General features: G+C 63.0%; 13 protein-coding genes. 5 read left to right on the plus strand and 8 right to left on the minus strand.

The genetic code is table 11. The features are described 5' to 3' along the window. The first annotated feature begins 441 nt into the window (after window positions 1-441). Window positions 442-699, plus strand: coding sequence for a hypothetical protein (locus V7P99_RS14095; RefSeq protein ID WP_333795467.1), 258 nt, complete (start codon window positions 442-444; stop codon window positions 697-699). Window positions 700-960: 261 nt separating this feature from the next. Next, entirely contained in the window at window positions 961-1,248 is a 288-nt protein-coding gene (locus V7P99_RS14100) for a hypothetical protein (protein WP_333795468.1), read from the plus strand. Window positions 1,249-1,520: 272 nt separating this feature from the next. Here the strand turns inward: V7P99_RS14100 and V7P99_RS14105 are convergent, their stop codons facing one another. After that, entirely contained in the window at window positions 1,521-1,931 is a 411-nt protein-coding gene (locus V7P99_RS14105) for a diacylglycerol kinase (protein WP_333795469.1), read from the minus strand. 202 nt (window positions 1,932-2,133) lie between these two features. Then, window positions 2,134-2,325: a hypothetical protein gene (locus V7P99_RS14110; protein WP_333795470.1), complete on the minus strand. Its 192-nt coding sequence runs from the start codon at window positions 2,323-2,325 to the stop codon at window positions 2,134-2,136. Between the two features lie 296 nt (window positions 2,326-2,621). On the opposite strand from V7P99_RS14110, the gene V7P99_RS14115 reads away from it, so the two are divergent. Next, window positions 2,622-2,771 carry a hypothetical protein gene (locus V7P99_RS14115; protein WP_333795471.1) on the plus strand — a complete coding sequence of 50 codons (150 nt, stop codon included), beginning with the start codon at window positions 2,622-2,624 and terminating at the stop codon, window positions 2,769-2,771. 83 nt (window positions 2,772-2,854) lie between these two features. Here V7P99_RS14115 and V7P99_RS14120 read toward each other — a convergent pair whose 3' ends face one another. The 5 genes from V7P99_RS14120 to V7P99_RS14140 form a co-directional block, all read right to left on the minus strand. Continuing rightward, a complete protein-coding gene (locus V7P99_RS14120) occupies window positions 2,855-3,295 on the minus strand; it encodes a low affinity iron permease family protein (protein ID WP_333795472.1) in 441 nt (146 codons plus the stop codon). A gap of 162 nt (window positions 3,296-3,457) precedes the next feature. After that, on the minus strand, window positions 3,458-4,279 hold the full coding sequence (cysQ, locus tag V7P99_RS14125; RefSeq protein ID WP_333795473.1) for a 3'(2'),5'-bisphosphate nucleotidase CysQ: 822 nt from the start codon (window positions 4,277-4,279) through the stop codon (window positions 3,458-3,460). Continuing rightward, window positions 4,276-5,400, minus strand: a complete 1,125-nt coding sequence (gene modC / locus V7P99_RS14130) for a molybdenum ABC transporter ATP-binding protein (protein ID WP_333795474.1) — start codon at window positions 5,398-5,400, stop codon at window positions 4,276-4,278. Before modC ends, cysQ begins: the two co-directional genes overlap by 4 nt. Continuing rightward, the gene (modB, locus tag V7P99_RS14135; RefSeq protein WP_333795479.1) at window positions 5,397-6,101 is read right to left on the minus strand and encodes a molybdate ABC transporter permease subunit; all 705 of its coding nucleotides are present in this window, start codon (window positions 6,099-6,101) and stop codon (window positions 5,397-5,399) included. The genes modC and modB overlap by 4 nt, the downstream gene beginning before the upstream one ends. Window positions 6,102-6,264: 163 nt before the next feature. Next, window positions 6,265-8,286: a polysaccharide biosynthesis protein gene (locus V7P99_RS14140; protein WP_333795475.1), complete on the minus strand. Its 2,022-nt coding sequence runs from the start codon at window positions 8,284-8,286 to the stop codon at window positions 6,265-6,267. Between the two features lie 383 nt (window positions 8,287-8,669). Here V7P99_RS14140 and V7P99_RS14145 point away from each other — a divergent pair, with 383 nt between their 5' ends. Continuing rightward, window positions 8,670-9,644, plus strand: a complete 975-nt coding sequence (locus V7P99_RS14145) for a KpsF/GutQ family sugar-phosphate isomerase (protein ID WP_333795476.1) — start codon at window positions 8,670-8,672, stop codon at window positions 9,642-9,644. 235 nt (window positions 9,645-9,879) lie between these two features. On the opposite strand, the gene V7P99_RS14150 is transcribed toward V7P99_RS14145, so the two are convergent. After that, window positions 9,880-10,272 (minus strand): response regulator, encoded by a 393-nt coding sequence (locus V7P99_RS14150; protein WP_333795477.1) that lies wholly within the window; start codon window positions 10,270-10,272, stop codon window positions 9,880-9,882. 277 nt (window positions 10,273-10,549) lie between these two features. Between V7P99_RS14150 and cheB the strand changes: the two genes are divergently transcribed. Continuing rightward, window positions 10,550-11,500: chemotaxis-specific protein-glutamate methyltransferase CheB (gene cheB / locus V7P99_RS14155; RefSeq protein WP_333795478.1), on the plus strand; the 951-nt coding region annotated here is incomplete at its 3' end.

Consider the following 11,500-nt stretch of genomic DNA (forward strand, 5'->3'; position numbering starts at 1 on the left):
CCGGGTTGGTTGCTCGAGGCGTCCAGCAATGGGCGTCCCAGATGAATGGCCGTTCCCGACAGAACCCGGCTTACAGGCCGGCTGGCATTGCTCTTTCCGCCTCACTTCTTCCGCCTCACTTCGCCCCACCCTCGGCGCGGTGCACAATCGCCATAGTCTTGTTCCATCATGCGAATTCACGAATTTGCTCGCCGCAGCCAACCTTTGGCCTGGGGCGTGCGTTAAACGGCTGTTCGATTTAGAGCGCGTTCACGCTTGATGGATCCAATTCTGGTGCAAGCGCGCTCTAGGTCTTTGTTTGAGAGACTGAGTCACGTTCTCGGTGGGTGCGCGTCCGCGGCCACCTCAAACGATCAGGCTCTAAACCATTCCGGTTTGAGTGGGTTCGGAAACCCGGGTCCCACTTTTCCGGAAGCACTCGAGTACGAGAAGGAAAGACGGATGATGAAAGCTATCCTGCCGCTAGCGACCGTGCTGGTGCTCGCCGCGACCCCGGTGCTTGCCGACAGTTTCAAGGATGATCCGGCGCCCGTGCGCCCCGGCCCGAGCCTCTACGAGCGGATCAGCGCTCACTACGGTCCCATGGGGCGCGACGTGAAAGAGAGATACCGGGACGGGCCCTGCAAGATCTATCGCCGCTGGGAGAAAGACGGCGATTATGAGGAGACCATTAGGTGCCGCGGCCCGCGGCGGCGCTGAAGCCAATCACGTAGGTGCCGCGGCCCGCGGCGGCGCTGAAGCCAATCACGGCGATCCGATGGGTCGCCGTTTTTTTTATGGCGCGAACCTCCTGAGCGCTGCAGCGTTAATCCGGCGAGAGTGCTTCTCGCTTGATGGATCCTTTTGACGGTGTGAGCGCGCTCTAGGTCTTTGTTTGAGAGACTGATCCACGTTCTCGGCGGGAGCGCGTCGGCCCCACCTCAAACGATCAGGCTCTAAGCAATGGAGGAGCATGATCCCATGTCTCGCGCGACGATTGTGCTTGCTTTGCTCGCGGCATCAGCGTTACCCGCCTCGGCGGGGGCGGAGTGGTATGGCGACGGCTATTACGAGACTCACTCCTGGACCGAGTATCGCACCTATCACACGCGCCCCTATCGCGCGCCGGCGTACGAGGTCTATATCCCCTACGGTGCTTACTTTTCCGACGGGCCCGACGAACCGGATGATGTCGGCGCGACCTGCGAGGTGGAGCGCGAGTGGAGCCGTGGCGGCTATCGCGAAGAGATCGAGTGCAACGGAGACTGAGGCCGGCGCGGCCTTGGAGGTCGCACCATTACGGCCTCTCCGCCGCCGCGCTGACTTGGGATTATCGAGCCATTGAACTTGTCGAAGCTTGCGTGCGCCCGGGCCTACGGCGGGGCGCCCCCAAGCTACAACTCGATGGGCCAGCCGCTCAGAGCCGTTCACTCCTATCGGAATCGGATTGCGCGACGTGAACGCGCTCTAAGTTTTCATTTGAGAGGCTGATTCACGTTCTCCGTGAATGCGTGTCCGCATCCACCTCAAACGATCAGGCTCTAGAGCGGGCGGCCCTTGCCGGTCAGCAGCCACTTGGGATCGAACCAACGGTCGGCCGGGCCGTCATAGGGCAGCCGCGTGATGTCCCAGTGCATGATGAAGGGTGCATAGACGTCCCACACCGGCGGTCCGCCCCCGATAAAGACGACGCGATCCTTGTACTCGGCAAGGACGTCCTCAGGCCGCTCATGCGAGCGAATGGCGCGAATGGTGCGTTCCGCGTATGCGAATTCCGGCACCGAGGCGATGGTTTTCGGTCCGGCAATGAGAACGTGCCCGCGCGTGACCTCGAAGAAGCGTTCTACGTCCGCCCGGAACTCGGGGCGCGGATCCCCCTCCCAGGGCAATTGCCCGCCAAGACCCAGTTGTCCGCTCAGTCCAATAGCGCAGATACAGCGCACATCAGCCATTTAGTCTCCGCGGCCATCGCCGCGTCTCCACTTGTAAAAAACCACGACTGCGCAACTGGTAGTGGATCGCGGGCCGAGGCTCAAGCTCTCGGCAGGCGGCTGTGCCGGGCCGACACGGTTCGCCTGCCGGGCGCGGCCGTTCGCCAGGCGCAACACGCTGGGCTACGTGCTCCCTGGATGGCAGCGCAAGTGCCGATCGGCTTTACGGGTATTTGCGCGTGGGCGGCCTTAGCGCGCTGGTGAAACGGAGGGACAGAATATTGTCTTCGGTGCCGGTGACGATGCAATCGACCTCCTGGCGATCGGAGCTCGAGTACAGCTTCAGTGGACGCGCCAGATACTGTGGCTTGATGTCGTCATGCCAGAGCACGATCTGAGCCGTGAGCGGAGACATGTCTCGGATCGTGCAGGGGCGGGGCATGATCAGGCTCTCGCCCCACAAATACCCCTCCTTCATTCTCCGCGGAGCCCGGAAATCGGACGGTGTCAGCGGACGTGCGGGCGCACCGTCCCGCGACAGAGAAGCAACGAGCGTCTTCCATATAGCCACGATCCACCCCCCCCCTTTGCGGCGATCACGAAGCTTCGGAAATCTTGCTGAACAAATCCCTAAAGCCTGTCCCCGCGGGGCTGCGGCGGAACCAACGGCCCCGGCCGGGCGTTCCCACAACCATGCAGAAGGAGGACCACATGGGTGATCGCAACGTCGTAAGCTCCACGGACGCACGTCAGGCGACGCCTCAGAGAACCAGCTACCGCGTGCTGATCCGCTCGCTCGTCATCGCGCTCGTCGCTGCCCTCATTGTCTACGCATATTTCTATTTGCAGAGCCCAGGCTAAAGGCGGCGCTCCAGTAGAATCGGAGAACGGCTCTAGGTTTTGCTTGATCGTGCTTCTTCTCGAATAAACGCTTTCCACTTTTTCTAGGCAGGCGGCCGAGCAGCACTCCCTCGTCTTCGTTCGGAGAGTTCTTGGGCCACGTGTGCAAGACGGTCGCCGACTAGCGGCGCATATTTCTCGCTCAGACGAAGAAACTCTCGATGCACCTGCTCGAGGTCGTCATCTGACATCATGTCCAGTTCGACCATGCGCGTCCGCGCGCCTTGAGTTCCGCATAGAAGTTCGTCGAGCTTGAGCGAGACCACGCGCGCCTCGCGGTTCTGCGTGCTTTGAATCAAAAAGACCATCAGGAAGGTCACGATCGTCGTGCCGGTATTGATGATGAGCTGCCACGTGTCGGAGAAGGAGAAATAAGCACCCGACAACGCCCATCCGACGACGAGCGCGCACGCTGCGAGGAATGCCCAGTAAGAGCCGACCACCTGCGCGGCACCCTCCGAAAAGCGACGAAAAACCTCTCTCATTTTTCATTCCTCCACTGAGGTCGCCGCAAGGAGCCGGAACCGCGTTTCCAGGGCGGGCTCATAAGCCTGGGGCCCGTTCAATTGTTCCCGGCGCCGGCTTTTATGCGGATCGTGCGAGCGCGGCTTAGCGAGCCTTCCGCCTCGGATCAGGCGGCGCGGGCTTCATTCGGCGCGGCCCCGGGCGACGAAGCCTGGATTCAGGAAGTTGGTGTCCGTCTTTCCGTAGGTCAGGGGCTTGCCGAAGAGATCGCGCACCGAGCCGCCGGCTGCGGTCAGGATCGCTTCGCCGGCCGCCGTGTCCCATTCGCTCGTCGGCGCGAAGCGCGGATAAAGATCCGCCTGTCCGTCGGCGATGATGCAGAACTTGATCGAGGAGCCGCGGAAAATGCATTCATCGCCTGGAAGGTCGTCGAGGAAGGCGCGCGTCTCGGGATCGAGATGCTTGCGGCTCGCCACGGCGACGAAGCGCTCGGTTTCTGGCACACGACAGCGAAGCGCCCGCTTACCGCGCAGCGCCGTCAGCGTCTGGCCGGGGTCGAGCCAGCCCGTCCATGCCTCTCCGGCGCTGCCGACGAAAAGCGATTCCAGGGCGGGAGCGTAGATGACGCCGATCTCCGGCCTGCGGTTCACGATGAGCGCCAGGTTGACTGTGAACTCCGATCGTCCCTCGATGAATTCTTTCGTGCCGTCGATCGGATCAATGACGAGAAAGGGCTTGGCAGGATTGAAGCCCGGCAGAGGCTTGCCTCCGGTTTCCTCGGCCACGACCGGGATATCGCCGAGGAGGCGGCGCACCTCAGAAAGAATAGCTGCTTCTGATTCCCGGTCGGCCACCGTCACCGGGGAGAGATCCGCCTTGGTCTCAACCGTGTAGCCGCGCGCACGATGGGCGAGGATGATGGCACCGGCGGTGGATACCGCGTGCGCAAATACCTCCAGGATCTCTGCCCGCGCTTCGGGACCGAGATCAAGCGTGCCCATCATTCCGACCTTACCTTGCTATGTTTGACGCTATCGAACCGTCCCACGCCGCGCTCGTCAATCGAAACGGCCTTCACAAGTGCATAAACTTCACATCCTTCACCGAGACTGAGGTCGGCCACGGCGTGCCGCGTCACGTAGGCCGCGATGCTGTCGCCGCCTGCAAGCTCGACCGTAACAGCCGCCGACGCACCGCTTCCCTCGACGATGCGCCGTATGCGCCCCTTGAGGATGGTGCGCACGCTGAGGCCATGGGGACGCTCTACCGCGAGCGAGACGTTCGTCGCCTGGATCGCCACGCGCACCTCGCCCCGATCGCCCCCAAGAAGCGCCGGCACGACAATCTCGCCCGCGGGATGAGCCAGAATGGATACGGCAAATTCCGGGCTCTCGCGGAGCACGGCCGCGGAAAGGAAAGACACGGCCTCGAACCGGTCGGCGGGCGTTGTCGGCATATGAGCCGCGAACACTTCCTCGGGCGGCCCCTCGGCCACGACGCGGCCCTCGGCCAAGCGTACGACGCGGTTGGCGATGCGCGCCACCTCGTCGACGGCGTGCGAGACATAGATGATCGGCAATCCGACTGTATCGCGCAAACGCTCGACGAACGGCAGTATCTCGTGCTTGCGAGCTATATCGAGGGCGGCGAGCGGCTCGTCCATGATCAGCAGGCGCGGCGCGGCCAGCAGCGCGCGGCCGATGGCGACACGCTGCCGCTCGCCTCCCGACAGCGTGGACGGGCGCGCGCCGAGCAAGTGGCCGATGCCGAGCAGTTCAACGATCTCATCGAAGTCCGCGGCGGATGCCTCACGCGGCGCAAAGTAACGGCCATAGGCCAGGTTCTGGCGAACGGAAAGATGCGGCAGCAGCTGGCCGTCCTGAAAGACCAAGCCGATGCGGCGCCTGTGCACGGGCTCCCGGATACCGGCTGCGGTATCGACCAGCACATGATCGCCGACGGCGATGCGTCCGCGGTCCGGGCGATCGATACCGGCAATCAGCCGGGCGATCGTGGATTTGCCGGAGCCCGAGGGTCCGAACAGCGCCGTGCAGCCTCCCGGAAATGAGAATGCCGCATCGAGCACGAAGCGGGATCGGGCGAGGCGGCAGGAGAAGCTGATCATTCGAAGCGGGTCCCACGCTGTCCCGAACGGCGGATCATCAGCTCCGACGCCATCAGGGCTCCCAGCGAGATCGCCACCGCGACGAGCGAGAGGCGGAGCGCCCCGGCATCGCCGCCAGGTGTCTGGGTATACGTATAGATGGCGGCGGGTATGGTCTGGGTCTCGCCAGGAATATTGGAGACGAAGGTGATGGTGGCGCCAAATTCTCCCAGGGCCTTGGCGAACGCCAGCATCATGCCCGCAACGATGCCAGGCCAGGCCAGCGGCAGCGTGACGGTGACGAATACCCACAAGGGTGAGGCTCCGAGCGTCGCCGCTGCCTCCTCGCTGCGCCGGTCGATCGAATCCATGGCGAGGCGTATGGCGCGCACCATGAGCGGAAAGCTCATCACCGCGGCGGCGAGGGCCGCGCCCGTCCAGCGGAACGACAGAACGATGCCGAACGTCTGCTCCAGAAACGCGCCGAGCGGACCACGGCGCCCGAACAGGATCAGCAGCACATATCCGGTCACGACCGGCGGCAGAACAAGTGGCATGTGCACGAGACCATCGAGCACGACCTTGCCCTTGAACGTGCCGCGCGACAGCACATACGCGACGAGGACGCCCACGGGAAGGCTCGCCAGCACGGCCACGGTTGCGACCCGGAGCGAGAGCTTGATGGCAACGATCTCTGCCGGGGTGATCGCATCGAAGCTCATTGCATATCCGATGATGAAGGTGCGGAGATCCATCCGCAGAAGCGATCCACTATATAGACCATCGCGGCATCGGAAACCGCCCGCCCTCGGAGCAAGAGCTGCGGCGTTGCATCGAGAGCGCAGACGTCCTCGAGACCGGGTTCAGGAGAGGCTCCCGGTGAGCTCAATGCAGCGTTGGAGGCTGATCCCCCGAGGGAGCTTCACGCCGTACCACGATCTCGTTCGCAGCCGCGCGATAACCCTCGACCATGCGGTTGAGAATGGCCTCGACCGCGGACTTGTCCCGCAAGTCCATAGCCTGCCGGAGGAGGTTGAGCTCACGAAAGAGCTCGGCCCGAGGACGGAACGGCTCGTCGCACTTGAAGATGCGGGGGTGCTCCGTCGCGTCAGTGTGAGCGTTGCCGATCAGCAGCTCTTCGTAGAGCTTCTCGCCGGGCCGCAAGCCAATGTAGGAGATCTCGATGTCACCATCCGGGTTCGTCTCGTCGCGCACGTCCAGATTGGCTAGGCGAACCATCAGACGCGCAAGATCGTCGATGCGGATCGGCTCACCCATGTGCAGCACGAACACCTCGCCGCCTTCGGCCATGGCGCCCGCCTGAATGACGAGGCCCGCCGCCTCCGGTATCGACATAAAGAACCGCGTCACCTCGGGATGCGTGACCGTTATCGGCCCGCCATTCTGGATCTGCTCCCGGAACAGCGGCACCACGGAGCCCGAGCTTTCCAGAACATTTCCGAAGCGAACCATGGTGAAGACGGTCGTTCCGTCACGATCCGCTGCCTCGGCCTGAAGAATGAGCTCGGCCAGACGTTTGCTCGCGCCCATCACGTTGGTCGGGCGGACCGCCTTGTCGGTGGACACCAGGACGAACCGCTCGACGCCATGGCGCTTGGCGCACTGAGCCGGCACCAGAGTTCCGAAGACATTGTTCTCAAGCCCGCTGAAAGGATTCGTCTCCACGATCGGCACGTGCTTGTAGGCGGCCGCGTGGTACATCACCTCGATGCCGTTCTCTGTCACGACCTGGTCCATCAGCCGACCGTCCGCCGCTGAGCCCAAAACAGGCACGATCTCGGGCGCATCGATCTTTCCATTGAGAAGGCGGCGAAGTTCGCGCTCGATCGCGTAAAGCGCGCTCTCGGAGATGTCGAGAAGCACCAGGCGGCGCGGCGCGCGGACGGCAAGCTGGCGCACGAGCTCGGAGCCGATCGACCCGCCGGCCCCCGTCACGAGAATGGACTTTCCCGTCGTATAGCGGTTCATCAGCATCGCGTTGGGCTGTACGGCGCCGCGCCCGAGGACATCGCCGATCTCCACCGGCCGCAGGCTGTTGAGGCTGACATGGCCGGACGCGACATCCTCGTAGCTCGGAAGGATCTTCACCGAGAGCGGGAAGCGCTCAAGCTCCTGCAACACCTGCCGCCGCTCATGGCGCCGGCTGCCCGGCAGCGCGATCAGCACCTCGCGCACATTTTCCCGCTCGATCAGCCGATCGATGCGGTTGGGCGGATAGACCTTGAGATCGCTCACGTATTGGCGCCAGAGGTCGGGCGAGGAATCGATGAAGCCGACGACGTGCCGGTCGCGCGCCTGGCGGATGGCCCGCAGCAGCGCGATACCGACCGGATCGGCACCGTAGATGAGGGTTGCCGTTTGTAGCCGCTCCTGGGCGCTGGAGCGTGCAAAGCTGATGCCGGCACTCTCCAGGAGCAGCTTGATCACGAACCGGAAGGCAATGAGCACGGCGGCGCCGACGATGCCGTAGGACATAATGACGGTGCGGGGAATGCCGTACTGGCCGATCATGAAAAGAGCCAGCGCCCAGATCAGCACCGAAAGGGCGACTCCGGCCAGGAGCCGGGTGTTGCCGCGTTGGCCAATGAACCGCGTGACGAGCCGATACAAGCCAAAGTGCCAAAGGGTGGCGACGGTGAGCACCGGGCCGGCAATGAGCAGGACAAGAGCCGGCCAGTGCGGGGGGACGAACACCGTGCCGTAACGTAACGACAGGGCGATCCACAGAACGGAAAAGAGAAGACCGAGATCCGCAGCAATAAGCGCCGTGCGCTTCGTGTAGCGGGGCCAGCCAAGCGCCCAGTCGCGAAGCCGAATAAAATTCAGCCGTCCCGTTTGAGCTTCTTCCCCCGTATCCGCCATGCCGCCGACTGCCTCAATGCGCATTGCTGACAGGAGCGGCGATGCTGACCCTCTCGCTGCAACAGCAATCGGGCCAGCGTCGTTCCGTCATGCAACGGAAAGACGCCGGTGCTTTGCCACGGCGCTTTGCTTCATCGTGCGTCCTGCCGATCGCTCAGGCCTGCTTGGTTCGACAACGCTCAATGTTTGCGCTGTGTCCTGCCTAGCCCTGGCCCGGCTCCGCCTCCCGGCGGGACTGTAAGTGCCTTTGCGGGCGAAAGACAACCGGCAATTGCCGTTAGTCACACCTTCATCGCGCTGCTGTGCACCGCGCTTCGGCTAATTCCGACGCCTTGACACCGGTGGTCGGCAATGATCAGTAACCCTAATCTCAGCCGCCCTGCGGCTTCTCCATCAAAGGCATCTGAATGCGACCAGAACACGTTGCCGACGCGCTCGAGCGCGCGAAAGGCGTCGTCGATCAGGAGATCGAGGCGATGGCGCTGCTGCGCGATAGCTTCGATGGCAATCTGATTAAGGCCGTCGGCGCCATACAGGCGTGCAGCGGCCGCCTGATCGTCACGGGCGTCGGGAAATCCGGCCATATCGGCGCCAAGCTCGCGGCCACGTTCGCCTCCACGGGAACCCCGTCCTTCTTCCTCCATGCGGCAGAAGCCGCCCACGGCGATCTCGGCATGATCACCGGGCAGGACATCGTGCTCGCCATCTCGAACTCGGGCATGACGAAGGAATTGTTCCCGGTGCTCGACTTTTGCATGGCGAACGGGGCGAAGGTCATCTGCATGACCTCCAACGATCAGAGCCGCCTGGCACAGAAATCCGACATCTGCCTCGTGCTGCCCAAAGTCAAGGAAGTGTGCCCCAACAATCTGGCCCCGACCTCGTCCGCTGTGATCACGCTCGCGGCCGGGCACGTACTGGCCGTGCTTCTGATGGAGCAGCGTTCCTTCATCGATGCGGATTTCGGCAAGCTACACCCGGGCGGACGGCTCGGCCTGCTGCTCTCCTCAGTGCGGCGCTACACCGAAGAGTTTAAGGACGCCGTGCCGATCGTAGCTCCGCACGAGTTGCTCGGACACGTGGTCATCAAGCTCGCGGAGGGACAGCGGGGCTGCGTGGTGGTCACGGAAGAGGAGACGAACCGGCTGCTCGGACTGATCACCGAAGGCGATCTCAGGCGCGCCTACTCCCCTGATATGTTCGGCAAGACGGCGCAGTCGATCATGACGACCCGGCCGGTGACGGTGAGCGTGGAGGACCTTATGAGCACCGCGGTATCGCTCATGAAGGAACGGCGCATTGCCAACGTCGTCGTGGTCGATGGCGAGACTGTGGTGGACGTGCTGCACACCAAGGATCTCATGCAGCGCGGCTACATGTAAAAGCTCGCAAAAACCCTGGCCGTTCGGGCCAGGGTTTGGGCATGCCTGCGATGTGAGCTGCGCGAGCCCCGAAACAAGCTTCAAACGTTCCGGGATCACGCTTGTTAGTTAGCGTGCTCCTAACCGGACACGTGAGCCGCATGGCTTCGCCATGATCGGTCCCCGCTTTTCCGGGAGCACGCCCGTTGCCAGCGTACTCCTACCCGAAAACCGGTCCCCACTTTCCGGGAGCACGCTATGCGGCGACGGGGGCTGCGAGCGCGAGGTCGATCTTTTCCTTCAAGACCTTCTCATTGAACGGCTTGATGATGTAGCCGCTGACGCCGGCACTCTTGGCGGCGTTGATATTATCCTGCTTAGATTCCGCAGTGACGAGGATGAACGGCGTCTTGCTCATCTGAGGGTCAGCGCGAACGACCTTCAGGAGCTCATACCCCGTCATCGGCTCCATGTTCCAATCGGAGATGATGAGGCCATACTGCTTGGCTTTGATCTTCTCGAGCGCTGCCTCGCCGCTCGAAGCATCGTCGACGTTCTCGAAACCGATCTGCTTCAGCAGCTTCTTGATGATCCGGACCATCGTGCTGTAATCGTCGACGACGAGTACAGGCATGTCGTTCGCGCTCATAAGCCTTCCCCTTCAACCCTTCGCGTACACACGAACGAACCGTCCTCGCCGGGCCGGAGCGTTGCGCGCTTCCCAATGCAAACCGCAGTATGCGGTCGATTGCTTGCCATAGTGTTAACCGGTCCTTTCCGGCGGCCGCTTCCCGGCCGTAACGGAATCGAAACTTCTAGAGGTTAACTATATGTTTTCATGACCTCTTTGGGCGACGTTCAGGCGTTTGCGCGAGCCCAACAAGAAACAGGCCCGGCCAGGAGCCGGAAGCACTAAGGAAGCGCGCATGTCGCAACCGTTCATTCGCGTTCTCGTCGTCGACGACTCAGCCTTCATGCGCAGCGTGCTGCCGGCCAAGATCGAAGCCGACAAGCGATTCAAGGTCATCGGCACGGCCGTGGACGGGCGCGACGCCATCGAGAAGACGCTGGCGCTCAAACCCGACGTCGTGACCCTCGACATCGACATGCCGGTCATGAACGGCATCGACGCGCTGCGCGAGATCGTGCGGCTCAGCCCGGCGTCCGTAGTCATGCTGTCGGCGAGAACCGATCAGGGCGCCGCCATCACGCTCGAGGCGCTGGCGCTCGGAGCCATCGACTTCATTCCGAAATCCCGCGCCGCCGACCGCATTCACGAGAAGCTGCTAGCCGCCGCCGAGGCCAAGGCCCAAAAGACGCACGGTTCGATAGCCCCAAGATCGACGGTCACCAAGTCTTCCGCAGCGCCGGCACGCATGGCCGCCGCCGGGCGCGTCGGCGCCAAGATCTGCATCGTGGGCTCGAGCACCGGGGGGCCGCAAGCCTTGCAGGCGGTGCTCTCGCAGCTTCCCGAGACGATGCCGGTTCCGCTCGTCATCGCCCAGCACATGCCCCCAAATTTCACCAAGGCCTTGGCGCAACGGCTCGACGACATTTGCAAAATCAAGATCGTCGAGGCGGAGGACGGCATGCCGCTGAGCAAGGGCACCGTCTACATCGCGCCCGGCGGCATGCAGACGCGCGTTTCGGCAACAGAGATTCGGGTGAGCCCGGATCAGGGCGAAAGTCTCTATCGGCCGTCCGTCGACGTGCTTGCCGAGAGCGCGCGCAAGGCCTTCGGAAAAAGCGTCCTTGGGGTCATGCTCACAGGAATGGGCGGCGATGGTGCAGCCGAATTGACGGCGCTCCATAAGCTCGGCGCCTACAATATCTCTCAGGACCAGGCGTCCTGCGTTGTCTACGGAATGCCGCGCACG

The sequence above is a fragment of the Hyphomicrobium sp. genome, assembly GCF_036780825.1.
Classification (GTDB): domain Bacteria; phylum Pseudomonadota; class Alphaproteobacteria; order Rhizobiales; family Hyphomicrobiaceae; genus Hyphomicrobium_C.